At 73.5% G+C, this 24,228-nt stretch carries 22 protein-coding genes; 8 read left to right on the top strand and 14 right to left on the bottom strand.

All coding sequences use genetic code 11. The features are described from left to right. Position 1 precedes the first annotated feature (1 nt). Entirely contained in the window at positions 2-1,003 is a 1,002-nt protein-coding gene (locus HNP84_RS03930; protein ID WP_185047961.1) for a LacI family DNA-binding transcriptional regulator, read from the top strand. 206 nt (positions 1,004-1,209) lie between these two features. Here the strand turns inward: HNP84_RS03930 and HNP84_RS03925 are convergent, their stop codons facing one another. After that, a complete protein-coding gene (locus HNP84_RS03925) occupies positions 1,210-2,601 on the bottom strand; it encodes a glycoside hydrolase family 5 protein (RefSeq protein WP_185047960.1) in 1,392 nt (463 codons plus the stop codon). A gap of 248 nt (positions 2,602-2,849) precedes the next feature. Here HNP84_RS03925 and HNP84_RS03920 point away from each other — a divergent pair, with 248 nt between their 5' ends. Beyond that, positions 2,850-3,905: a LacI family DNA-binding transcriptional regulator gene (locus HNP84_RS03920; RefSeq protein WP_185047959.1), complete on the top strand. Its 1,056-nt coding sequence runs from the start codon at positions 2,850-2,852 to the stop codon at positions 3,903-3,905. Between the two features lie 146 nt (positions 3,906-4,051). On the opposite strand, the gene HNP84_RS54720 is transcribed toward HNP84_RS03920, so the two are convergent. Continuing rightward, positions 4,052-4,621, bottom strand: coding sequence for a hypothetical protein (locus tag HNP84_RS54720; protein ID WP_185047958.1), 570 nt, complete (start codon positions 4,619-4,621; stop codon positions 4,052-4,054). Positions 4,622-5,804: 1,183 nt separating this feature from the next. Here HNP84_RS54720 and HNP84_RS03910 point away from each other — a divergent pair. The 5 genes from HNP84_RS03910 to HNP84_RS03890 all read left to right on the top strand — a co-directional run bounded on the left by HNP84_RS03910 (position 5,805) and on the right by HNP84_RS03890 (position 9,364). Then, on the top strand, positions 5,805-6,737 hold the full coding sequence (locus tag HNP84_RS03910) for a DUF418 domain-containing protein (RefSeq protein WP_185048417.1): 933 nt from the start codon (positions 5,805-5,807) through the stop codon (positions 6,735-6,737). Further along, positions 6,734-7,537, top strand: a complete 804-nt coding sequence (locus HNP84_RS03905; RefSeq protein WP_185047957.1) for a carbon-nitrogen hydrolase family protein — start codon at positions 6,734-6,736, stop codon at positions 7,535-7,537. The genes HNP84_RS03910 and HNP84_RS03905 overlap by 4 nt, the downstream gene beginning before the upstream one ends. A 10-nt stretch (positions 7,538-7,547) precedes the next feature. Then, a complete protein-coding gene (locus HNP84_RS03900) occupies positions 7,548-8,024 on the top strand; it encodes a hypothetical protein (protein WP_312923642.1) in 477 nt (158 codons plus the stop codon). 67 nt (positions 8,025-8,091) lie between these two features. After that, entirely contained in the window at positions 8,092-8,511 is a 420-nt protein-coding gene (locus tag HNP84_RS03895) for a UCP033725 family protein (protein ID WP_185047956.1), read from the top strand. A gap of 157 nt (positions 8,512-8,668) precedes the next feature. Continuing rightward, positions 8,669-9,364 carry a hypothetical protein gene (locus tag HNP84_RS03890; protein WP_185047955.1) on the top strand — a complete coding sequence of 232 codons (696 nt, stop codon included), beginning with the start codon at positions 8,669-8,671 and terminating at the stop codon, positions 9,362-9,364. Here HNP84_RS03890 and HNP84_RS03885 read toward each other — a convergent pair. From HNP84_RS03885 to HNP84_RS03855, 7 genes are all read right to left on the bottom strand, one after another. After that, positions 9,340-10,794, bottom strand: coding sequence for a carboxyl transferase domain-containing protein (locus HNP84_RS03885; protein WP_312923988.1), 1,455 nt, complete (start codon positions 10,792-10,794; stop codon positions 9,340-9,342). The genes HNP84_RS03890 and HNP84_RS03885 overlap by 25 nt on opposite strands. A gap of 92 nt (positions 10,795-10,886) precedes the next feature. Further along, positions 10,887-12,044, bottom strand: a complete 1,158-nt coding sequence (locus tag HNP84_RS03880) for a CaiB/BaiF CoA transferase family protein (protein WP_185047953.1) — start codon at positions 12,042-12,044, stop codon at positions 10,887-10,889. A 305-nt stretch (positions 12,045-12,349) separates the two neighbouring features. After that, the gene (locus HNP84_RS03875) at positions 12,350-12,856 is read right to left on the bottom strand and encodes a hypothetical protein (protein WP_185047952.1); all 507 of its coding nucleotides are present in this window, start codon (positions 12,854-12,856) and stop codon (positions 12,350-12,352) included. 130 nt (positions 12,857-12,986) lie between these two features. Further along, complete coding sequence (locus tag HNP84_RS03870; protein ID WP_185047951.1) at positions 12,987-14,810, bottom strand: hydantoinase B/oxoprolinase family protein; 1,824 nt, start codon at positions 14,808-14,810, stop codon at positions 12,987-12,989. Beyond that, complete coding sequence (locus HNP84_RS03865; protein WP_185047950.1) at positions 14,800-16,821, bottom strand: hydantoinase/oxoprolinase family protein; 2,022 nt, start codon at positions 16,819-16,821, stop codon at positions 14,800-14,802. Before HNP84_RS03865 ends, HNP84_RS03870 begins: the two co-directional genes overlap by 11 nt. A 100-nt stretch (positions 16,822-16,921) precedes the next feature. After that, positions 16,922-17,824 (bottom strand): hypothetical protein, encoded by a 903-nt coding sequence (locus HNP84_RS03860; protein WP_185047949.1) that lies wholly within the window; start codon positions 17,822-17,824, stop codon positions 16,922-16,924. A 69-nt stretch (positions 17,825-17,893) separates the two neighbouring features. Continuing rightward, positions 17,894-18,283 carry a hypothetical protein gene (locus tag HNP84_RS03855; RefSeq protein WP_185047948.1) on the bottom strand — a complete coding sequence of 130 codons (390 nt, stop codon included), beginning with the start codon at positions 18,281-18,283 and terminating at the stop codon, positions 17,894-17,896. A 62-nt stretch (positions 18,284-18,345) separates the two neighbouring features. Between HNP84_RS03855 and HNP84_RS03850 the strand changes: the two genes are divergently transcribed. Next, positions 18,346-18,801 carry a MarR family winged helix-turn-helix transcriptional regulator gene (locus HNP84_RS03850; protein ID WP_185047947.1) on the top strand — a complete coding sequence of 152 codons (456 nt, stop codon included), beginning with the start codon at positions 18,346-18,348 and terminating at the stop codon, positions 18,799-18,801. Between the two features lie 45 nt (positions 18,802-18,846). On the opposite strand, the gene HNP84_RS03845 is transcribed toward HNP84_RS03850, so the two are convergent. The 5 genes from HNP84_RS03845 to HNP84_RS03825 all read right to left on the bottom strand — a co-directional run bounded on the left by HNP84_RS03845 (position 18,847) and on the right by HNP84_RS03825 (position 24,202). After that, the gene (locus tag HNP84_RS03845; RefSeq protein WP_185047946.1) at positions 18,847-19,629 is read right to left on the bottom strand and encodes an SRPBCC family protein; all 783 of its coding nucleotides are present in this window, start codon (positions 19,627-19,629) and stop codon (positions 18,847-18,849) included. Between the two features lie 157 nt (positions 19,630-19,786). Continuing rightward, positions 19,787-20,512, bottom strand: coding sequence for an XdhC family protein (locus HNP84_RS03840; protein WP_221335847.1), 726 nt, complete (start codon positions 20,510-20,512; stop codon positions 19,787-19,789). Next, on the bottom strand, positions 20,509-22,863 hold the full coding sequence (locus tag HNP84_RS03835) for an aerobic carbon-monoxide dehydrogenase large subunit (RefSeq protein WP_185047945.1): 2,355 nt from the start codon (positions 22,861-22,863) through the stop codon (positions 20,509-20,511). The genes HNP84_RS03840 and HNP84_RS03835 overlap by 4 nt, the downstream gene beginning before the upstream one ends. Continuing rightward, on the bottom strand, positions 22,860-23,327 hold the full coding sequence (locus tag HNP84_RS03830) for a (2Fe-2S)-binding protein (RefSeq protein ID WP_185047944.1): 468 nt from the start codon (positions 23,325-23,327) through the stop codon (positions 22,860-22,862). The genes HNP84_RS03835 and HNP84_RS03830 overlap by 4 nt, the downstream gene beginning before the upstream one ends. After that, positions 23,324-24,202 carry an FAD binding domain-containing protein gene (locus HNP84_RS03825; RefSeq protein WP_185047943.1) on the bottom strand — a complete coding sequence of 293 codons (879 nt, stop codon included), beginning with the start codon at positions 24,200-24,202 and terminating at the stop codon, positions 23,324-23,326. The genes HNP84_RS03830 and HNP84_RS03825 overlap by 4 nt, the downstream gene beginning before the upstream one ends. Positions 24,203-24,228: the final 26 nt, after the last annotated feature.

Below are 24,228 nucleotides of genomic sequence, written 5' to 3'. Positions count from 1 at the left end.
CGTGGCAACGATCCGCGAACTGGCCCGCCGCGCCGAGGTCTCGGTGGCGACCGTCTCGCGCGTGTTCAACAACCCCGACCTGGTGACCAGGCGGACCAGGGAGCACGTGCTGCGGGTGGCGGACGAGCTGGGCTACCAGCCCAACGAGTCCGCCCGCACACTCGCCACCGGCAGGTCCCGCATGGTCGGCCTGGTCTGGGACACCGGCCACCGCGGCCCCGGCTGGCGCCACCCGTTCCTCCAGGAGATCCTGATCGGCCTGAAGACCGCGCTCAGCGACCACGGACACCACCTGCTCATGCTGGCCGCCGAGCCGGGCGCCGGCGGCTACGCGCGCGCGGCGAAACGGCACGATCTGGACGGCATCGTGTTCATCGACGCCGGCGCCCCCGACCCCGCACTCGCCGACCTCGCCGCCTCCGGCCTGCCCTGCGTGGCCCTCGACAGACCGGTGACCGGCCCCCGGGCGACGTACGTGACCTCCGACAACGTGGGCGGCGCCCGTGCGGCCGTCGCCCACCTGCACGCGCGCGGCCGCAGGCGGATCGCCACCATCGCCGGCCCCCGCCGCACCTGGCCCGGTGCCGACCGCCTGGCGGGCTACCGCTTGGAGCTGAGCGCCCTGGGCCTCCCCTACCGCGAGGAACTGGTGGCCGAGGGCGACTTCTACCTCGACAGCGGCCACGCCGCCATGCGCCGCCTGCTGGCGCCGGACGAGCGCCCCGACGCCGTGTTCGCCGCCGGCGACCAGATGGCGATCGGCGCCCTGCGCGCCCTCGCCGAGGCGGGCCTGCGCGTCCCCGAGGACGTCGCGCTGGTCGGCTTCGACGACATCGAGCTCGCCGCCCTGGTCCCACCCGGCCTGACCACCGTCGCCCAGGACAAGACCGCCTTCGGCACCGCCGCGGCGCGGGCCCTGATCGCCATGCTGCCCCCGTCGCCCGCCACCCCGCACCCGCCCGCGATCCTGCCCACCCGCCTGGTCATCCGCGGCACCACCTGACCCACGCCGCACCAACGCGGCCTCGAACAGCAGGCGCCGCCCACGCCAGGCCGCTCCCCGCAGCGCGCGTTCACCTGCTCAGCATCAGGGCCGCAGACCGCTCCCCCGCAGCGCGGGTTCACCCCCGCCGTTCCTGACGGCCGGGCCGGCGCGGGCGGCCAGGCGGCCCGCGCCGGCGTCGGGGACCGGCCGCGTGTGGGCGGGGCTCAGGCGTGCAGGTTGCGGGTGAGCAGGTCGAGCAGGGGCTCGCGGCGGGCGCAGTTGCGCAGCGCGAAGGAGTCGGCCAGGGCGATCAGGTCCTCATCGCCCAGGCCGCGGAACAGCTCGGCGTACTCCGGCACCAGGGCCTGGGCGATCAGGACGTGCCTGATCAGGTCGTCGATCTGGTAGCGGGCGCCCCACGGGTAGGGGTTCCAGTTCGGGAACTCGCGCTCCATCAGGTCGTACAGCGGGGCGAGCACGTCCGCGGCCTCCTCCATCGTGGAGCCCCACCGGTCGGCGCCGAGGCGGCCCTTCTTGGCGATGAAGTCGCCGAACCTGCGCAGGTACGCGCCGTCGGAGTCGGCGTACACCAGGCCCTGAAGGCCCACGTCCTTGTACGTCCACAGCGACCAGCCCGCCTCGTGCTCGTCGTAGATCTCAAGCTGGTCGGTCAGGATCTGGTAGCGCTGGGCGTCCACGGCCGGGTCGCCGGTGTAGACCGGGCCGAACTCGCCCACCCACAGCGGCGTGCCGGTCTCGCGCTGGAAGCGGGTGCGGCGCTCGAACTCGCTCTCCAACTGGGCGCGGTCGCACCACTCGCCCCGGGTGTAGCCGGGGTACGGCCCGCCGTGCGCGAAGCCGGCCAGCGCGTAGTCGTGGCAGACGAAGACCGTGTTCGGATACAGCTCGCGGAAGACCGAGAAGTCGGTGGAGTAGGTGTTGCCGTCGAGGAACAGCACGTGCGACGGGTCGGCCCCGCGGATCGCCTTGACCAGCCGGTCGTAGAACGGGCCGATCACCTTGCCGGTGTCGTCGCCCGGCTCGTTGACCGGGTTGTAGCCCGCCACCCACGGGTTGTCCCGGTAGTGGGTCGCGATGGCCTCCCACAGGTTGACCACGCGGTCCTGGAAGCCGCGGTGCCGCCACAGCGCGGCGATGTGCGTGGGGTTGTCGGAGTGCCAGTGCTGGTTCTGCGAGCCGGGAAGCGCGTGCAGGTCGATGACCGAGTAGATGCCCCTGGACGCCAGCAGATCGATCACGCGGTCGAGGTGGCGGAATCCGTCCTGGACGATCTCCATGGGCCGCTCGTCGGACTCGAAGCGGCGGTAGTTCACCGGGATGCGCACGCAGTTGGCGCCGACGGCGGCCAGCAGGTCGGCGTCCTCCTCGCCGAAGAACGAGGTCAGCAGCCGCTCGAAGAACAGCTCGTAGCGTTCCTCGCCCAGGACGTCGCGCACGGCCGCGCGCATGGTGGTCTCGTTGGCCGGGTAGCCGGTGATGAAGTTCTCCATGTTCATCCAGCCACCGAGGCCGACCCCGCGTAGCCGTACCGGTTCGCCGGCGCCGTTGACGAGCCGCGATCCGGACACGCGCAGGGCCACCTGGTTGTCGAGCATCAACTCTCCTTCGTGGCGTCGTAACCCGGCCTGGCCTGAAAGTTTCGGATTGTCACCGAATGTTTTCGTGGATCGGAGCGTACGTAATCTTGGCGTTACGGTCAATAGATCCTGGTGAGATGCCTCGGCCTTCCCCGCGCCGCATGGCGACCCCGGGCTGCGAGATGCCGAAAGTTTTCGTTAGAATCGGCGGTGGCAGCGCCGGTCAGGGCCCTCGCAGGCAGGAACCCGCCCCGGTTCGCATCGCCATGACGAGGGGGTGGCCAGTGAAGAGACGAGTGACGATCGCGCTGATCGCGGAGGAGGCCGGGGTGTCGGTGCCCACGGTCTCCAAGGTGATCAACGGGCGGCCCGAGGTCGCGCCCGAGACCCGCCAGCGGGTGGAGAAGCTGTTGCACAAGCACGGCTACCAGCGCCGCGGCGGGCACGGCGACGGGCCGGTCGGGCTGGTCGACCTGGTCTTCGCCGAGATCGAGAGCCCGTGGGCGATGGAGCTGATCCGCGGCGGCGAGACGGCCGCCCGCGAGGCCGACGCCAGCGTGGTCATCTCGGTGATGCACACCCACTCAGGACCCGGGCGCGACCTGCTGGACCGCATCGCCGCACGGCGTACCGACGGGGTGGTGATCGTCGGCTCGCGGCTCTCGCCGGTGCAGCACGGCCAGCTCAGCGCGCGCATGATCCCGTTCGTGGTGGTCGATCCCGAGGGCGAGCCGAGCCCCGACGTCGCCTCGGTGGGCGCCACCAACTGGAACGGCGGCCTGTCGGCCACCCGTCACCTGCTGGAACTCGGCCACCGCCGCGTGGCGGTCATCGGCGGCCCGCCCGACATGCTGTGCAGCCGGGCCAGGATCGACGGCTACCGCGCGGCCCTGGAGACCGCGGGCATGCCGGTCGATCCCGACCTGATCCGCTACGGCGACTTCCTCGTCGGCTCCGGCCACGACCAGGGCCACGCCCTGCTCGACCTGCCCGACCCGCCGACCGCGATCTTCGCCGGCAGCGATTTGCAGGCGTTCGGGGTGTTCGAGGCCGCCCGCCAGCGCGGCCTGCGCATCCCCGACGACCTCAGCGTGGTCGGCTTCGACGACCTCCCGCTGGCCCGCTCGGCCTGGCCGCCCCTGACCACGGTGCGCCAACCGCTACAGGAGATGGCGGCCCTCGCCACCCGCATGGTCATGGCCATGTCGCGCGGCGAACCCCCGGAGACGCGCCGCGTGGAGCTCGCCACCGACCTGATCGTGCGCGACAGCACAGCGGCCCTCCGCCCCGCCGCCCACGACGGAGCCGCCCGCCGCCGCTGACCGGGGGACGGATCGGCGAGAGCCGGCGATCCGGGGCGGGCGCCGACGGTGATCCGACGACGGAGACCCGCCGCCCGTCGGGTCGCCATTCGCCCGGCCCGGCGCTCGTCAGGTCGCCGCTCGTCGGCTCGTTCGACCCGCGCTCGTCAGGTCGCCGGGGTGGGCGGCATCGACGGGGGCACGGCCGTCGGGCCCGGGTCCTCGGGCGGCTGGCCCAGCGTCGGGTTCTCCGAGGGCGTCTCCTCCGAGGGCGACGGCGCGGGCTTGGGCGACTTCGCGGGTGCCGGCGTCTTCTTCGGCGGGGCCTTGGTGCGGCTCTTGGACGGTTTGGGGGTCGGGGTCGGCTTGGGCGGCGGTGCGGGCCGCACCGGCGGCGCCTCCGCCCGGCGCGCCTGCGAGGTCGGCCGGGGCGCGGGCCGGGTGGCCTTGGCCGGTTTCGGGCTGCGCGTACGCGACGCGCTCGGGGCCGGCGCCGGGCTCGGGGCCACCGTCGCGGCCGGGGTGCCGGCGGCCGGGCTGCCCACGGTAGGACTGGGCACGGGCGTGCCCGCGGCGACCACGGCCTCGTCAACGCCCGCGGGCGTGTCATAGTGCATGGTGGCGAACAGCCCCGCCACCATGAGCACCGCGACGACCGCGGCGAGCACGGTGCTCACGCCGGGGTGCGCTCGGGCGCGCTCGACGGCGGAGTCGAGGAGGCTGCGCAAGTCGTGCATGGGTCGGACCGCCCTCGGGTGTTGCGCGGCCGTGGCCCGGCCGCCGCGCTTGGGTAGCCGTCGTCACCATGATGCCGCCACGCCCCCAGCGTCACACCCGCGCCCGCAGGGGTCAGGGCTCCCATGGCCCCCCGGATCACCTTTCCCACCCCGCCACCACCGGAAACGTTTCGACTCCGAGGCGGGGCGGGCTTCCCCTGCTCTGGTCGGCGCACCCATCGCTTCTCCGACACTTCTCGGTGGCTGTGCCGAAACTTTCATGAGCAATGGCGGCCAGGGAGCACCCCGACGCGGGCACCGGCCAGGTGCCGCCGCCACCAGTGCCTGCGGCCGACCAGGTGCCGCCGCCACCAGTGCGGGCGGCCGACCAGGTGCCGCCGCCACCAGTGTGTGCGGCCAGCCCGGCGCGCCTCGCCGGGCGTGGCCGGGACCGGGGGCGCGGGCGAGAACTCCAGACGCCTTCCTATGCTTCGCCACCGGCCCCGGCGATGACCGCGCTCGCCGAGCCCGGCCCTGTCGGCGGCTGCCCACCGATCCAGGAAGCCCACCAATCCAGGAAGCAGCGGCCCGAAGCATGGAGCAAGGCATGGGATGGGCGTGGGGTCACAACTCAGCGCCCGTCACGCCGGGCAGCGATCGTCGGCCCAGACGCCAAGCGGGTGCGATGGGCCTGGGCGCGGGTCATGTCCGGGCCAGCCGCCAGTGCCGAGCACGAGCGATGAGCACGCCCCGCCCGTGCCGAGCACGGGCCGCAGGCACGGCCCCCGTCCCGAGCAGGCGCCACAAGCACAGCCCACCCATGCCGGGCACGCGCCACAAGCACAACCCGCCCATGCCGAGCACGCACCACACTCCCCCCATGCCGAGCACGGGCGGCAGGCACAGCCACCCATGCCGGGCACGGGCCGGAGGCACAGTCCGCCTGTGTCGAGCACCCTCCGCGACCACACCCCGTCCAATGCCGAGCACGCGCCACACCCCACCCATGCCGGGCACGGGCCGCAGGCACGGCCCACCCGTGCCGAGCACCCTCCGCGACCACATCCGTCCAATGCCGAGCACGCGCCATGAGCACAGCGCCGAGCGCGGCATTAGCCTGGGTCCTTGTGATCCCCGCGCCAGCCGCCCGTGCCCCCGTCCCGATCGGCGCCGTGTTCGCGGCCGTGTCACCCTGGTCGTGGTGATGGCCGAGAAGGAGCGCATCCACGAGCTGGACGCCGTGCGGGGCCTCGCGCTGTGCGGGATCATGGTGGTCAACACCTGGCAGCACACCCGGGGCAGGCTGGGCAACGCGCCGCACGTCGGGGTCGACTGGGTGATCGAGAGTCTGCTGCAGGCCCGGTTCTACCCGATCTTCTCCTTTCTGTTCGGCATCGGCCTGGTGCTGTTCCTGCGTTCCGCGGACAGGATCCGGCTGGTCTGGCGGCTGGTGATCCTGGCCGGGTTCGGCTGTCTGCACCAGTTGCTCGTCCCGGGCGGCGAGGTGCTGCTGCCGTACGCGGTGATCGGGCTGGTGGTGCTGCTGCCGGCCTCGTTCCTGCCCAGGCTCGCGGTGCTGATCCTGGGCGTGCTGGCGACGGCGTTCGGGTGCTGGAAGGGCGGCGGCTACTGGGTGATCCCGGGGCTGTTCCTGCTCGGCATGGCGATGATGCAGTACCGGCCGCCGCGCGAGGTGGTGCCGCCGGTGTTCGTGGCCTCGGCCCTCGGGGGCGGGCTGCTCACCTGGCTCACCGTCTACATGCGCCTGAATCCGGGCGAGTTGTGGATCGCGGCCGTCCCACCGGTCGCGGGGCTGCTGGACGCGCTCGCGTACGCCACCGGCCTGCTCCTGCTGCTGCGCACCCGGTTGCGCCGCCCGCTGCTGGCCGTGCTCGCCCCGCTCGGCCGGATGGCGCTGACCAACTACCTGACCAGCACCCCGGTCATCCTGGCCGCGCTGCCGTTGCTGACCGCCGACCCGACGCGGCGCGCGGGCATCGTGCTCAGCGTGATCACGCTCGCCGTACAGGTCCTCTTCTCGCGGTGGTGGCTGTCCCGGTTCGACTATGGCCCGGCCGAATGGCTGTGGCGGCGTCTCACCTGGAACGCTCCGGTCCCGAATAGGGTGGAGAAGTGACGACCATCGCGCTGTGCCAGATCCCCGTCTCCGTCGATCCCGCCGTCAACCTGGAGCTCGCCCGCGCGGAGATCGCGCGTGCGGCCGCCCGCGGCGCCGAGCTGGCCGTCTTCCCCGAGTCCACGCTGACCAGGTTCGGCAAGCGGATCGCCGACCTGGCCGAGCCTCTCGACGGGCCGTTCGTCAGCGGGCTCGCGGCGGCGGCCCGCGAGCACGGCGTCGCGGTCATCGCCGGGGTGTTCGAGCCGGGCGACTCCGCCGACGGGCGGGTCTACAACACGGCGGTCGCGCTGGACGAGCGGGGCGCGCTGGCGGCGGCGTACCGGAAGATCCACCTGTTCGACTCCTTCGGCGCCCGCGAGTCCGACCTGGTGGTGCCCGGCGGCGAGCCGGTCGTCGTCGAGCTGGCCGGGCTGCGGATCGGCCTGATCACCTGCTACGACGTGCGCTTCCCGGAGCTGGCGCGGGCGCTGGTGGATCTGGGCGCGGAGATGTTCGCGGTCATCGCGGCCTGGGGCTCCGGGCCGTTGAAGGAGGACCACTGGGCGACGCTGGTGCGGGCGCGGGCGATCGAGAACACCATGTGGACGGCCGCGGTGGGCCAGGCGCACGACCCCGACAGCAGAGACGGCTTCGGCATCGGGCGCAGCATGCTGGTCGATCCGATGGGCGTCGCGCGGGCGACGCTCGGCTCGTCGGGTGAGGTGCACGTGTGCGAGGTGGACACCTCGGTCACGGCCGCGGCCAGGGCCACGCTCCCCTGTCTCGAACATCGCATTCTCGGGGTCGCCCGATCGTAAACTAGGGCTCGTGAACGAGCCGGGCCGCAGAACGCAGATGCTGAAGGTAATCCCGCCTCGCCTGCTGGTGCCCTATCTGTCCGGCAAACGCACGGTCATCTCCGGCTACGTCTACCGGGCGCAGGACTGCGCCAGGCTCACCACGCCGCGGCAGCTCTTCTACGCCCTCGACCTCCACTTCGAGGGCTCCGAGCTGACCGCGGACGTGCCCGAGCTGTACATCATGCGCTGGGTGGCCCGTGACGTCGATCACTACGTCGTGCCGTACGGCCCGCACATGGGCGGCGACTGGAGCGACAACCCGCCCTTCGCGGGCAACGCGTTCACCACCTCTCGCGAGCACGTCGTGCCGCAGTTCCACACCATGCCGATGCCGATCCCGGCGGGCGCCAGGATCGGCCACCTCACCGCCGAGGGCGAGAGCCTGTTCGGCGTGTACGACGGGCTCACCTGGCGGCCCGCCTCCGACGGAGGGGAGCGCCCGTGAGCGCGCACAGCCGGCGAACCGACGGGCACGGCCGCCAGGCGTTCACAGCGCCGACGAAGGAGATGTTGTGAACGCCGAGATCGAGGTGGTCGCCTCGGGTTTCGTCGCCCACTTCGGCGAGCGTTCCTACGCCGCCGCACTGGGCGGCGACCCCGACGAGGTGGTGCTGTTCAGCGAGGAGGCCGAGGAGGGCTTCGAGGCCGCCTCCGGCTACTGGCGGCGGGTCGTCTCCCGCGCCGACCTCGACTGGCTGGTCATGGTGCGCACGGTCGGCGCGTTCGGCGGCGAGCCGTGCGTGGTGCTCGACGAGGACGAGGACGGCCTGCACATCGCCTACACCGGGCACAACGGCATGAAGGCCGAGGCGCTGGGCTACTGGATGGTCGATCACGGCGCGTACGAGGTCGTGGTGCCGCGCGAGGAGGTCTTCTCCATCCGGATCGAGCGCATCCCCGTCTCGCTGACCCCCGAGCGCCCCGGCCCGTAGCGGCGTTCTCCCCAGGAGCCTCACGCGGCGCAGTCCAGACCAGAACCGGCACGGTCTGTCAACCCGCGGGCCCGCCAGGTGTCTTCCGTAGTGTGACCGGCGTTCACCCGGCGCCCGCGCGGGGCGGCGCCCGGCCGCGTCGCGAAGGAGGAGACCCGTGACCCCCGACCTGGAGGCCCGCCTGCGCGCGGCGCTGAGCGAGCGCGCGGACAGCTCCGAGATCAGCCCGGACGCCTGGTCGAACCTCCAGGCCCGCACCCGCGCGGTGCGCCGTAGGCGGCGCGCGGCCCTGACCACGCTCCCCCTCGCGGCGGCGACCGGCGCGGCCGCGCTGGCCGTGGCGCTGCAGGCCATCGCCCCAGGCGGGATGGACGGGTCCCCGGGCACTGCCGGCAAGGCCCCGGGCACCACCGGCGGGGCGACGGGCACGACCGGTGGGGCGGCCCCGGGGGCGTCCGGCCGGGCGCCGGTGGGCGAGGCGGCCTCGCTGCCCGTTCCCGGCCGGGCCGATCCGCTGCGGGTGTGGTTCGTGCGGGAGGGCGGGGGCGGGTACGCGCTCTGCTCGGCCGCCCGGTGCGTGCCGGCGGCGCCGGGGGCCGCGGGCGGTCTGGCGTCCGGGGGCAGCGTGGTCGCGTACGGCCCGGCGCCTGGGCAGGCGGCCCTGGTGACGGCCCGCACGCTCTCGGGCGAGCCCGTCGCCGGAACGTTCCACAGGCCGCCGGGCGCGCCCATGGCGGTGTGGACGGTGACCTACGCCGCGGACGCCGGGGTGCGGCGGGTGGAGGTGTGCGACGCGCTCGGCCGGGTGCTGGCCCGCGTGGACACCGTTCAGGCCGAGCCGAGGGCCCGGTAGCGGGCGGTGCGGGCGGCGAGCCGGTCGCCGGGGGGCCGGCCGAGCAGCCCGGCCAGCTCGTACTCCAGGGCGCGGGCGATCCTGCGGCAGAACGCCTCCGGCTCGTACGCCGCGTCGGGAAGCTCGGGCACGATCCGGTCCACGATGCCGTCGCGCTGCAGGTCGGCGGCGCCGACGCGCTGGGCGCGGGCGATCTCGGGGGCGAAGTCCACGCTGCGGTACAGGATCGCCGAGGCGCCCTCGGGCGGCAGCGGGGACAGCCAGCCGTGCTGCGCCGCCACCACCCGGTCGGCGGGCAGCAGCGCCAGGGCCGCGCCGCCCGCGCCCTCGCCCAGGATCAGGCAGACGGTCGGGGCGTCCAGGGTGACCATGTCGGCGAGCGAGCGGGCGATCTCGGCGGCCAGCCCGCCCTCCTCGGCCGCCTTGGACAGCGCCGCGCCCGCGGTGTCGATCACGGTGACCAGGGGCAGGCCCAGGTCGGCGGCCAGGCGCATGCCGCGCCGGGCGACCCGCAGCCCGCCGGGGCCGAGCGGGGCCACCGCCCGCTGCCGGGTACGGTCCTGGCCCAGCACGACGGCGGGCGCGGCGCCGAAGCGGGCCAGGGCGAGCAGCATGCCCGGGTCGGCCTCACCGGCGCCGCTGCCGTTGAGCGGGGTCACGTCCGTGGCGCCGAGCTTCAGCAGGGCCCGCACGCCGGGCCGGTCGTCCCGGCGGGAGCGGGTGATGGCCTCCCACGCCTCCACGGGACGCGCCGGGACCGCCGGCTCCGGCCCCTGCTCCAGCCCTTCAGTGGGCGCGCACAGCACCGACAACGCCCGTATGGCGGCCTGCCTGGCCTCGGCGGCCGAGACGACCGCGTCGATCAGGCCGTGGGCGTACAGGTTCTCCGCGACCTGCACGCCCTCGGGGAACGGGTAGCCGTGCAGCGACTCGAACACCCTGGGGCCGAGGAAGCCGATCAGCGCGCCCGGCTCGGCGGCGACGACATGGCCGAGCGAGCCCCACGAGGCGAGGACGCCGCCGGTGGTGGGGTGGCGCAGGTAGACGATGTACGGCAGGCCGGCCGCCTTGTGCGCCGCGACCGCCGCGGTGATCTTGATCATCTGGGCGAACGCGAGCGCGCCCTCCTGCATCCGGGTGCCGCCCGAGGCGGGGGCGGCCAGCAGCGGCAGCCGCTCACGGGTGGCGCGCTCCACGGCGCGTACGAGGCGGTCGGCCGCGGCCACGCCGATCGAGCCGGCCATGAAGGAGAACTCGCACACGGCCACCGCGACCCGGCGCCCGCCGAGCAGCCCCTCCCCGGTGACGACGGCCTCGTCGTAGCCGGTCTTGGCGCGCGCTGCGGCCAGCTCGTCGGCGTACGGGGAGCCGGGCTCGGCCGGGTCGGCGGGCGGCTCGTCCCAGGACCTCCAGGAGCCGGGGTCGAGCACGATGCCGATGAGTGTGCGCGCGTCGGGCCGGGGCGGGGGGCCCGCCGCCTCCCCTGCCCCCTGGCCTGCCGGCGTGGTAGCGGGGGGAGGCGTCACCGCTCCCGCTCCTCCAGCCACACCAGGACCTCGTCATTGTGCTGGCCCAGCGCGGGCGGCGCGGTGTGCGGGAAGGGCGGCGCGCCGTCGAACCGCAGCGGCGGGCCGGGCAGGCTGATCGTGCCGAGCACGGGGTGATCGACCTCCACCACCAGGCCCTGGGAGCGGGTCTGCTCCCACTCGTACACCTCGTCGATGCTCCGGATGGCGCCGGCGGGCACGCCGAGCCGGTCGAGCTCGGCGAGCCAGTGGGCGCGGTCGTGCTTGGCGAGCGCGGTCTCCATGTCCCGGATCAGGTCGTCGCGGTGCGCGAACCGGTCCCGGTTGGTCGCATATTGCGGGAGATCTGGGTCTATGTCGAGGAGGGTGGCGACTTTTCGCCATAGGGCGTCATTCGCCGCGGCGATCTGCACCATCCCGTCGGCGCACCGGAAGGCACCGTACGGCGCGATGGACGCGTGGTGGTTCCCGTTGGCCCGCGGCACCTGCCCGCCCACGGTCCAGGCGGTCCCGTGGTAGGCGTGCACACCGGTGATCGCGGCCAGCAGCGACGTGCGCACGACCGCCCCCTTTCCGGTACGCGCCCGCTCGTGCAGCGCGGCCAACACGCCGTACGCGCCGTACATGCCGGCCAGGACGTCCCCGATCGAGGCCCCCACCCGGTACGGCTCGTCCGGCGAGGGCCCGGTCAGGCTCATCAGCCCCGCCTCGCCCTGCGCGATCTGGTCATACCCCGGCCGCCCGCCCTCGGGCCCGTCGTGCCCGAACCCGGTGATCGACAACACCACCAGCCGCGGGTTCAGCTCCCGCAACCGCTCCACCGGGAACCCCAGCCGGTCCAGCACCCCGCTCCTGAAGTTCTCGATCAGCACGTCGCTCTGCCGCACCAGCCGCTCGACCAGCGCCTTGCCCTCGTCGGTCTTCATGTCCACGGCGACGGACTGCTTGTTGCGGTTGGCCGACAGGAAGTAGGTGGAGATGTCCTGCTCCGGCCCCACGAACGGCGGCCCCCACCCGCGCGACTCGTCGCCGCCCGCCGGATGCTCCACCTTGATCACCTTTGCCCCGAGATCCCCGAGCATCTGGGCGGCATGCGGCCCGGCCAACGCCCGCGAGAGATCGAGGACAACGATGTCGCCAAGGGGTCCCTGCAAGATCAACCTCCAGTGATGGTCGCCGAGCTTAGCCCACCGGCCCCCGAACCGCACGACTGCCCCCGACGATATCTCCCCGCCCTCAACACCCCCACCGCGGTACCCTTTCCCCGCCGCCTCCTGATGGGGGGAGTGGAAGTGAGCCGGGTGGACCGCCGGACGACGGAAGCCTGGGCTTCGCGCTGCCAGGTGACAGTCCGTGTCGGGACGGGTACACTAAGGGTGCCGCCCATCGCCGATGGGAGTGGAAGTGGGCCCGGGTGGACCGCCGGACGACGGGAGCCCGGGCTTCGCGTTGTCCGCGGTCAGTTCAGCTCGAAGCGCTCGATCGCCAACTCGGGTCCCAGCTCCTTCCAGAAGCGCTCCTGACCAGCCGTAGCCAGCGACGCCGCCCCGGCCACGATGTCGGGGATCCAGATCAGCGGCTCCCGCTCCGCCTCCTGCCAGCGCACCCTGAGCTGCGGAGACACCGAGTTCTGCACGCGCATGACGTCCACCACTCGGCGGTCGTCCTCATCGAGACCCCGGCCGCGCGACTCGAAGACGACCTCGCCGACACCCCGGGCGCCCAGTTCCCACAGCAGGCGTTCCATGCACTTGCGGCGGGCGCGCTCCTGCCGCTTCGGGTCCAGGCCCGACGCGACGACCACCACGCCGCTCAGCCGGAGGGCGGCCAGCGCCGTGATGAGGTGGGCGCGGCGGCGGTCGTTCTCGTCGCGCCAGTGCAGGCGGCGCTGGCGGCGGTAGAGCAGGCCGCGCAGCACCGCGCGATGGCCGTCGGCCCGGGTGGGGGTGACCAGGACCGCGGCCATGAGATCGCGGCCATGAGATACAGCCTGGCCGGGATGCGCATGGACTCGTCGGCGTACGCCGACAGAGGGGGGATCACCCGTGCATCGTAGCCAGGTTCGTCACTTTCCGCACACGGAAGTGCACGATGGGTCAGATGAGGTCCACGTCCGGGTGGGGGTGGCCGTTGGCCAGGCGGGGGTAGCCGGGGCCGCGGTCGAAGAAGGGGGCGTTGGCGGGGAGTGCGGCGCGGAGGCGGGTTCGCAGGTCGGTGGTGGCGGGCTTGTCCACCTCGCCGTCGGGGTCCAGGACCACGCCGTAGTCCGATTCCGCGCCCTCTCGCGAGACCTTGCCGTCTCGGACGTCCGCCGCGACGAGGTCCGGGTCGCGGTCGTACGGGCAGCCCCAGCCGCCGCCGCCCGTGGTTCTGATCCTGATCACCTCGCCGGCGCGTACCGGGGAGTCGTCCACCAGGCCGTCCATCTCGCGGCCCTCGATGGTGACCAGGAAGGGACGGCCGGCGCGGCCGCCGTTGACGCCCCAGCAGGACAGGATGGAGCGGTCGGCGATGGACATGAAGGAGGCGTCGCGGAGCATGCGGATGTGCTTGTCGTAGCCCAGGCCGCCGCGGTACATCCCCGGGCCGCCGCTGTCCACGGCGAGGCCGAGGCGCTCCACCCGGAACGGCCAGCGCGACTCGGCGAACTCCACCGGGATGTTGCGTGAGTCGGGCACGACGTGGATGGTGTCCTCGCCGTCGGCGTACCAGCGTCCGCCCGAGCCGCCGCCGAGGACCTCGCGCATCAGGTACGGCGCGCCGTCCTCGCCGGTGCCGTACACGCCGGTGTAGCGGATCGTCTCCTGGTCGGCGGGCATGCGCCCGCCGGTGGCCTTGGCCAGGACGCCGGCGAGCACGCCGAGCAGGCGCAGGATGACGAAGGTCCGGGCGTTGGTCGGGGCGGGGAAGACCGGGGTGAGCAGCGTCCCCTTCTCCGGGAAGATCATCTTCATCAGGGGGACGACGCCCTCGTTGACGTCCAGCTCGGCCATCCGCTCCGGCGTGTCGGCCAGGTTGCGCAGGATCGGGGCCAGCCACTTCTTCAGGAACACCCCGTCGGCGTAGTCGCCCGCGTGGTTGATCGGGCCCTTGGCCTGCGGTGAGGTGCCGGTGAAGTCGATGATCAGCGGCTCGGGGGCCGAGTGGTCCACGGTGAGGGTGATCCGCTGGGCGTGCAGGCGGGGCTCGTCCACGCCGTCGTGCTCGGCGTAGTCCTCCCACACGTACGTCCCCTCGGGGATCTTGGCCAGCAGCTCGCGGCGGAACGTCTCGGTGGTCTTGGCGATGATCGCGTCGAAGCACGCCTCGACGGCCTCGCGGCCGTACCGGTCGAACAGCTCGCCGAGCCGGCGCGCGCCCATGAGGCAGGCCGAGCACTCCGCGTCGAGGTCGCCGGCGAGCGAGTCGGGCATGCGCGAGTTGCGGGTCATGATGGTCAGCGCGGCCCGGTTGGGGACGCCGCGGTCCCACAGCTTGATCGGCGGGACCATCAGGCCCTCCTCGAACACGCTGGTGGCGTGCGAGGGCATCGAGCCGGGCACCGCGCCGCCGATGTCGTCGTGGTGGCCGAACGCCTGGACGAACGCGACCACCTCGCCGCCGTGGAAGACCGGCACGGTGACGCACAGGTCGGGCAGGTGGCCGATGCCGCCCTCCGACAGGTAGACGTCGTTGTGGAAGAACACGTCGCCGGGGTTCATCTCGGCGATCGGGAAGTCGCGCACCACGGGCTGGACGAGCGCGGAGTAGGAGCGGCCGGTCAGCTTGCGCAGCCGTACGTCGTGGATGCCGGCGCGGAAGTCGTGCGCGTCGCGGATCATCGGCGACCTGGCGGTGCGCGCGATGGCGGTCTCGACCTCCTTCTCGACCGAGGCGAGCGTGCCCTCCACGATCTCGATCAGAACCGGGTCAGCGGGCACGGCGGACCTCCAGGTTGCCGTAGGCGTCGACGGTGGCGGTGAAGCCGGGATGGACGGGCAGCGTGGAGCCGTACTCCTCGATCACGGCCGGGCCCGCGACCACGGTTCCCGGCCCGAGGGCGGCGCGCTGGTGGATCGGGGCCGGCTCCGGGGCGTCCTCGAAGCACACCGGGCGGGTGCCGGGCTCGCCCGGCGCGGCCGGGCCGGTCAGGGGGCGGATCACGGGGCGGGTGATCGGGCCGATGCCGGAGACCCGCAGGTTGACCCATTCGACGCCGTGCCGCGGGTCGTTCCGGTAGCCGTAGCCGTACAGCTTCTCGTGCGCTTCGTGGAAGGCGTCCACGACGGCCTGGCGCCAGCTCTCGTCCAGCGGCCCGGACGGCGCGGGCACGCGCACCTCGTACGCCTGCCCGTAGTAGCGCAGGTCGGCGCTGCGGGCGTAGACGTGGTCGGTGAAGCCCTCGCGGTCCAGCGCCTCGGCGGCCTGGGCCTCCAGCTCGCCGAAGATCGCGGACGCGGCGGCCAGGTCGAGGTCCCGGGTGACGTGCGTACGCACGTAGTCGTTCTTGACGTCCACGGTGAGCAGGCCGAACGCCGAGACGTTGCCCGGATCGGGCGGCACCAGCACCGAGGGCAGGCCGAGGATGTCGATCAGGCGGCAGGCCAGCAGCGGCCCGGAGCCGCCGAAGGCGACCAACGGGAAGTCGCGCACGTCCAGGCCGCGCTGGACGGTGATCTGGCGGATCGCGTTGCACTGGTTGAACGCGCTGATCTCCAGGATGCCGGTCGCGGTGCGCTCGGGGGTGAGGCCCAGCTTCGCGGCCAGCCCCTCGATCCCCGCGCGGGCCGCCTCGACGTCGAGCGGGATCTCGCCGCCGAGCAGGTGCGGCGGCACCCGGCCGAGGAAGACGTGCGCGTCGGTGACGGTGACCTCGGTCCCGCCCTTGCCGTAGCAGAGCGGGCCGGGGTCGGCACCCGCGGACCTCGGGCCGACCTTGAGCGTGCCCTCCGGCGAGATCCACGCCACCGAGCCGCCGCCCGCCCCGACCGTGACGATGTCGATCATGGGGATCTTGCACGGGTAGCGGCCCACGCTGCCCTCCGTGGTCAGCGAGGGCTCGCCGTCCACCACCACGGCCACGTCGGTGGACGTGCCGCCGCCGTCCAGGGTGATCACGCTCGGGTGCCCGGCCGTGGAGGCGATCAGCGCCGCGCCGAGCGCGCCCGCGGCCGGGCCCGACAGCACGGTGGTGATCGGCTGGTGCACGACCTCGGCCGCCGACAGCACTCCCCCGTTGCTCTTCATCACCGAGAACGGCGCCCGCAGCCGGGCGGAGAGGTTGGCGATGTAGCGGCGCATGGTGGGCTTGACCGCCGCGTCGACCAGGGTGGTGACGGACCGCTCGTACTCGCGGTACTCGCGCAGCACGTCGCTGGAGATCGACACGACCGCGCCGGGGTGCTCCCGGGCCAGTACGTCCCGCATGCGCAGCTCGTGCTCCGGGTTGGCGTAGGAGTGCAGGAAGCAGACCCCGATGGCGTCGATGCCCTGCTCGCGGAACCAGCGCGCGACCCGCGCCGCCTCCTCCTCGTCGAACGGCCGCACCTCGCGCCCGAGGTGGTCCAGCCGCCCGCCGACGGTCTTGACCCGGTGCACCGGCACGATCCGCGGGGGTTTGACCCAGAAGTAGGAGTTGCCGTAGCCGTCGGGCACGCTCTGCCGGGCGATCTCCAGTACGAACTCGAAGCCCTCGGTGGTCACGAAGCCCAGCCCGGCGATGCGGTCCTCCAGGAGCTGGTTGGTGGCCACGGTGGTCCCGTGCACGATCCCGGCCACGTCCGCGCCGGCCCGGTCACGCAGGATCTTCCCGATGCCGGCCAGGAACCCCTCGGCGGGGTCGGCGGGTGTCGAGGGGGTCTTGGTCGTGACGATCTCACCGGTCTGCTCGTCCACCACGACCACGTCGGTGAACGTTCCCCCGGTGTCGACACCGATACGGACGCTGCGCATGTCCCGTGTCTACCCATCCGCCTGCTGGGCCCGAATCGGCACACGCTGCCGAACAACCCGCGGGTACGTCGTCACCTTCCGCCCACGGCGGGGGCGGCGCTCACGTGGCGGCGTCCATGTCGTCCATGCGCGCCGCGAGCTGCGGCCCGTCGCCGTCCACCAGCGCGGACACCGCCCGCCACCAGGCGAACCACTCGCCGCTGCGCCACATCCAGTCGACCCGCTCGATGGCCGCGACCACCTCGCCCTTGCGCCGCCACGGGTCGCCGGTCTGCTCCACGGTGGCCCCGTGGCGCAGCGCCCAGGAGCGCAGCGTGTCGGCCGAGGACCGGTCCACCTGCGCCGCGTACGGGTCGGGGTCCTCCCCCTCCAGCGGGTGCGGCCCGAGCCCGGCCGCGACCCCCCAGCTCCACTGGGCCTCGGCGGGGCGGGAGTAGCGCAGGGAGGAGAAGTCGAGGTTGGAGCCGAGGCCGTCGTCGGCGCGGCGCACCACGACGGCGTCGAGCCGCCCGCCCGCGTCGAAGGAGACCACCAGCCGCTCGCCCGGCTTGACCCCGGCGGGCAGCCTGACGCGGTCCTCCGCCTGCCAGGAGTTGAGGTCCACCGAGCCGACCGCCCCGCCCCACCGGGCGTCGGCGGAGTCGTCGGCGATCCAGGCGGCCAGCATCTCCAGCACGGTGAGATCGACCCACGGCTCGATGGCCGTGCTCGACCACACCACCTCGTCGGGCGGGGGCAGCTTGCCGCCCCTGCTCCGCTCCCACCAGCCGGTGCCCAGCTCCCGGGTGCCGATCAGCAGCCCGGCCAGCGCGGCCAGCTCCGCCGAGCGCCGCGTCAGCGGCGCCCAGCGTACGAGGTCGAGACACCGGCGCGTCCGCTCGGCCCCGAGCGCCCGCTCGCTCTCCCGGGCCAGCGTGGCGACGGTGGGCCGCTCCTCGCCCAAAAGGTCGCGGATGAGCTGCCTGGCCTGGTTCCGGGCATCCTCCGCGCGCGCCTCCCGCATACTCGCCACGTTACGCCGAGAGATCCTCTTCCGCGAGGGCACGTAACACCCCCGCCCCCCGTCACGTGCCTAGCCGCCCTCACCGGTCGGCCAAGTCCGCGCCACAACAGGCCGGCGGCGGTCCCGCCGGCCGAGCAGCCAGGCCGAGCCCAAATGGACGGCCGCGGCGATCGTGGCGCCCGGGACCATGCCGAGCCGGCCGCTCACGACACCGACCAGGATGTCCGCGACCTGGACGCCGCCGGCGAGCACCAGCATGGGGAACACCCCGCGGCCGGTGGCGACGAGCCAGATCACCGCTGCGGCGATGAGCGCGGCGCGCACGCCGTACATCGCCGCGAAGAACGTGGCGGCGTGGGTCACCCCACCGGCGACGCCCGGGTAGCCGGCAGGGGTCAGCATGGCGAGCACCCCGAACGCCGCTGAACCCAGCGCCACCAGCACGTTCAGACCTCGCACGATGATGTCAGAACGTGAACCATTCAATATGTGAATCGTTCTGGGACGGTACCATCTTGCGAATGGCGAAGAGAAGCGCGCGCACGCCGGTCGGCACCGTCTCGTTCAGGCTCGGTGTGCTCGGCGCCGGCCAGGAGGCGCGCTACGCCGAGCGGCTCGCCGACCTCGAACTGAAGCCCAAGCATGTCGCCCTGCTCAGCGCGCTGCGCATCAAGGGCGCCGAGTCGCAGTTGGAGGTGGCCGCCGTGATGCGGGTCGCGCCGAGTCTGGTGGTCCTGCTCGCCGACCAGCTCGAAGCGCGCGGCGCGATCGAGCGGGTCCGCGACCCGTCCGACCGCCGCCGCCAGCGCCTGCACCTGACCGAGGAAGGCGTCCGCCTGCTCGACGCCGCCACGGCCGCCGCCGCGGCCCTCGACGAGGAGCTGACCGCGCCACTGGACGCGGCCGACCGGGCCGCACTCGCCCGCATCCTGGAGCGCCTCGCCATCGCCAACGACCTCCTGGCAGAGGACATCTAGCGCCTCAGCCCCGCCCGTGGCGGGGCAAGGGCCACACGTACGCCGTCAGGCGCGTCGGGTGGCGCGGCCGAGGAGCCAGCCGATGGTGGCGCTGCCGAGCGCCACGCCGGCGCCCATGCCGAAGGCGGCGAGCATCGTCCAGGCGGGCACGGCACTGCGCGGGGCGGGCGCGCGTTCCGGCGCCGGCCGTACGTACACCTGCCCGGCCTCCCGCGCCGGGACCTCCGCCGCGGCGGCCCCCTCCGTGACCGGGGCGGACTCGACGGCGGCGGGTTCGGCGGCGGGCTGGACGGCGGCGGGCTGGACGGCGGCGGGCTGGACGGCGGCGGGCTGGACGGCGGCGGGCTGGACGGCGGCGGGCTGGACGGCGGCGGGCTCGGTCACGGGCTCCTCGGTGAGGTGGCGTTCCAGGGCGGTGAAGAACTCGTCGGCGGTGCGCTTGGCGACCGAGGTGAGCATCCGCTGGCCGACGCCGCCGATCATGCCGCCGACCACGGCCTCGGCGTCGTAGTCGATCCGCGTGCCGCCGCCGTCGGCGTCGCTGAGGCGGATGTTCACGGTCGCGTCCACCGTGCCCGGCGCGCCCTGGCCGCCGGCCTTCATCACGAACGCCTCGGGCTCGCGCATGTCGGTCAGCGCGACCTCGCCCTGATAGACGCCCTTGATGGAGGCCACCCCGGCCGTCACCGTCATCCGGTACGCGTCGCCGCCCAGCGCCTCCAGCCGCTCGCAGCCGGGGATCGTGCGCACGAGCACGTCCGGATCGAGCAGCGCGTCCCACAACCGCCGCCTGCCGACCCCGACCAGGGCGCTTCCGACGACCTTCATGACCACCTCCCAGACCCCAGAGACTAGACAATCCCCGCTCACGCCCAGAAGGGCAACATCTGCCCGCCGGACACGCCCCGGATTGTGGAGTGGGACGACTTCCCGGAGGGGAGACCCGGTCGGATGGGGCAGCCTGCGCGACAGGATGGAGGGCATGTCAGCTCGCCGGCGTGTGCCGGGTCGCGATGATCTCGGCGTAGACGGACAGGGCGATCTCGGCGGGGGTGCGGGCGCGTAGGTCGAGGCCGGCGGGGGTGTGGACGCGGCTTCCGCCGTCGAGTGCGGACACCACGGCGGCGCCGCGCTCGCGGCTGGCGATCAGGCCGATGTAGGGGACGCCGGCCTGGAGCGCCGCCTGGAGGACGGGGGGCTCGTTGACGCCGTGGGAGGCGACGATCAGTGCGATGGTGTCGGGGGCGATGGGCGCGCTCGGGGCCGTGGTCAGGGTCACCTCGTACGCCAGTGCCTCGCCGAGCGTGCGGAGGGCCTGGGCGATGGGGCCGTCGCCGTACACGTGGACGAGGGCGGGCGGGAGCACGGCTTGCAGGAAGATCTCCAGGGTGCCGCCGGACAGGCAGGGCTGGCCCACCGCGACCAGCCCCTCCTCCTCGTACGGCTCGGCCGCCTCGGGCGTGATGCGCAGCAGCGTGGACGCCCCGCGGGCGAGGACGCGCATGCTCTGCGCGCGCACCGCCGAGGTGGCGCAGTGGCCGCCGACGAAGCCCTCGATGGTCCCGTCGGCGAGCACGAGCGCGCGGTCGCCCGGTTTGGCGCTGGTGGGGCGGGCGGCGCGCACCACCGTGGCGATGACGTACGGCTGCCGGGACCCGGGCTCCGGGGAGGGGCGGCGGGGTCCGGGCATGCCGAGGAAGTCGGTGCTCATGGGATCGCCAGGTCGGTCCTGAAGGGGCGGCCCTGGATGGTGAGCCAGACGTTGGCCGGGGTGAGCGGCATGTCGGCGTGGCGCACGCCGTACGGGCGCAGGGCGTCGACGACCGCGTTGACCACGGCCGCCGGGGAGCCGACCGTGGCCGACTCGCCGACGCCCTTGGCGCCGATCGGGTGGTGCGGCGAGGGGGTGACGGTCTCGCCCAGCTCCCAGGAGGGGCACTCGACCGCGGTGGGCAGCAGGTAGTCCATGAAGGACGCGCCCAGGTGGTTGCCCTCCTCGTCGAAGGCCATGAGCTGCATCAGCGCCATGCCGACGCCGTCGGCCAGGCCGCCGTGGATCTGGCCCTCCACGATCATCGGGTTGATCCGGACCCCGCAGTCGTCCACCGCGACGAAGCGGCGCACCTTGACCTGCCCGGTGCCGGGATCGACGTCCACGACGCACACGTACGCGCCGAAGGGGTAGGTCAGGTTGGGCGGGTTGTAGACGCACACGGCGTCCAGGTGGCCCTCGACGCCCTCGGGCAGTTCCAGGCCGGAGTGCGCGGCGAGCGCGATCTCGGCCATGCTCTTGCCGGTGGCCGGGTCGCCGCGCACGGCCCAGCGGCCCTCGGCCCACTCCAGGTCCTCCGGCGACGCCTCCAGCATGGCGGAGGCGACGACCCGGGCCCGCTCGCGCACCTTGCGCGCCACCATCGCCGTCGCCGCGCCGGAGACCGGGGTGGAGCGGGAGCCGTAGGTGCCCAGCCCGAACGGCGTCTGGTCGGTGTCGCCGTGCACCACCTCCACGTCGCCGGGGGACATGCCCAGTTCCTGGGCCACGATCTGGGCGAAGGTGGTCTCGTGGCCCTGGCCCTGCGACTGGCAGGAGACCCGCAGCACGGCCTTGCCGGTCGGGTGCACCCGCAGTTCGGCGCCGTCGGCCATGCCCAGGCCGAGGATGTCCATGTGCTTGCGCGGGCCCGCCCCGACGGCCTCGGTGAAGAAGCTGATGCCGATGCCCATCAGCGGGCCGCCGGCGGCGCGCCGGTCGGCCTGCTCGGCGCGGAGCTTGTCGTAGCCCGCCATGTCCAGGGCGAGTCTGAGCGTCCTGGGGTAGTCGCCGGAGTCGTACTCCCAGCCGGTCGGCGAGGTGTAGGGGAACTGGCCGGGCTTGAGCAGGTTGCGCATGCGCAGCTCGGCCGGGTCCATGTCCAGTTCCACGGCCAGCACGTCCACCAGGCGCTCGACGAGGTAGACGGCCTCGGTGACCCGGAACGAGCACGCGTACGCCACGCCGCCCGGGGCCTTGTTGGTGTAGACGCCGGTGACCTCGCAGTGCGCGGCGGCCAGGTCGTAGGAGCCGGTGAATACGTGGAAGAAGCCGGCCGGGTACTTGGTGGGCTGGGCTGTGCCGTTGAAGGCGCCGTGGTCGGCGAGCACCTTGACGCGGATCGCCTGGATGCGGCCGTCGCGGGTCGCGGCGATCTCGCCGTGCATGTGGTAGTCGCGGGCGAAGGAGGTGCTCATCAGGTTCTCCGAGCGGTCCTCCATCCACTTGACCGGGCGGCCGGTGACGATCGAGCCGACGATCGCGCACACGTACCCGGGGTAGATGCCGACCTTGTTGCCGAAGCCGCCGCCGATGTCCGGCGAGATCACCCGGATCTTGTGCTCGGGGATGCCCGCCACCATCGCGTACAGGGTGCGGTGGGCGTGCGGGGCCTGGGTCGGGCACCACACCGTGAGCTTGCCGGTGACCCTGTCGAAGTCGGCGACCGCGCCGCAGGTCTCCAGTGGAGCCGGGTGCACGCGGGGGTAGAGCATGTCCTGGGCCACGGTGACCTGGGCGCGCTCGAAGATCGCGTCGGTGGCGGCCTTGTCGCCCGCCTGCCAGTCGAAGATGTGGTTGTCGGCCTTGCCGTCGAGGTCGTCGCGGATGACCGGCGCGTCCTCGTCCAGGGCGCGGCGGGCGTCCACGACGGCGGGCAGCGGCTCGTACTCGACGTCGATCAGCTCCAGCGCGTCGCGGGCGGCGTACCTGTCCTCGGCGACGACGAAGGCCACCTCCTGGCCCTGGAAGCGCACCTTGTCGGTGGCGAGCACCGCCTGGGTGTCGCCGGAGAGCGTGGGCATCCAGGCCAGCCGGAGCCCGGCCAGGGTCTCGCCGGTGATCACGGCCTTGACCTTGGGGTGCGCCTCGGCGGCGGAGGTGTCGATGGAGACGATGGCGGCGTGCGCGTGCGGGCTGCGCAGCACCGCGCCGTGCAGCATCCCGGGCAGGTTCACGTCGTCGGTGTAGGTGCCGCGGCCCCGGATGAAGCGGGCGTCCTCCTTGCGGTGCATCCGGCCGTACGCGCTCATGACGCCGCCTCGCTCTCCGCCGCCCAGCGCACCGAGCGGACGATGTTCTCATAGCCGGTGCACCGGCAGAGCTGCCCCGAGATCGCCTCGCGGATCTCGGCCTCGGACGGGTCGGGGTCGCGGTCCAGCAGCCAGCGGGCGGTCAGCATCATGCCCGGGGTGCAGAAGCCGCACTGCAGGCCGTGGCACTCCACGAAGCCCTTCTGGACCGTGTCCAGCTCGCCGTCGCGCTCCAGGCCCTCGACCGTGGTCACCTCGTGCCCGTCGGCCATGACCGCGAGCACGCTGCACGACTTGACCGGGGTGCCGTCGAGATGGACGACGCACACGCCGCAGTTGGAGGTGTCGCACCCCCAGTGGGTGCCGGTCAGGCGCAGCTCGTCGCGCAGGAAATGCACCAGCAGCATCCGGGGCTCGACGTCCCGGGTGTGCGCCTGGCCGTTGACCGTGACCGTGATCATCATCGGAGGCCTCCCCGGCCTGCTCGTTCCGCGGCCCGCGCCAGCGCGCGGCGTACCAGCTCACCGACCAGGTGCCGCTTGTAGTCGGCGGGGCCGCGCTGGTCGGACTGGGGCTCGCAGTGCGCGGCGGCGAGCGCGCCGGCCCGCGCGTACGCCTCCTCGCCGGGCACCTGCCCGATCAGCGACTCCTCGGCCTCCGGGGCGGCGAAGTGGGCCGCGCCGACGGCGGTCAGCCCGATCCCGGCCTCGGCGATCACGCCGTCGTGGATCACCAGCACCGCGCCGGCCGCGGCCACGGGCCAGTCACCGACCCGGCGCTCCACCTTCTGGTACGCGCTGCCGCTCCCCGGCCTGATCGGGACGCGCAGCTCGGTGAGCAGTTCGCCCGGCTCGACGGCGGTCTCGTACGGGCCGGTGTGGAACTCCCGGATCGGCACGGTGCGGGCGCCGCCCGGCCCCTGGATCACCGCGGTGGCCCGCAGCGCGCTGAACGCCGCCGACAGGTCCTCGGACGGGTCCGCCTGGCACAGCGAGCCGCCGACCGTGCCCCGGTTGCGCACCACGGGGTCGGCGATCACCCGCTCGGCGTCGTGGAGTATGGGGAACAGCCGCCCGGCCTCGGCGTCGGCGAGCAGCCGCGCGTGCCGTACCAGCGCTCCGACCACCAGCTCGTCGCCCTCCACGGCGAGGTGCGACAGCTCGGCGAGGTCGTTGATGTCCACCAGCGCCTCGGGCTGGGCCAGCCGCAGCTTCATCATCGGGATGAGGCTGTGGCCGCCCGCGACGACCCTGGCCTCGGGGCCGAGTCTCTCCAGCAGCATGAGGGCGTGGCCGACGCTGGACGCCCTCTCGTACTCGAAGCGTGCGGGGACCTGCATGCGGACACACTGATCCCGTGGCCGCT

This window comes from Thermocatellispora tengchongensis (genome assembly GCF_014202315.1).
Taxonomy (GTDB): Bacteria; Actinomycetota; Actinomycetes; order Streptosporangiales; family Streptosporangiaceae; genus Thermocatellispora; species Thermocatellispora tengchongensis.
Note: the sequence above shows the minus strand (reverse complement) of the source record. Positions and strands in the feature narration are given on the sequence as shown.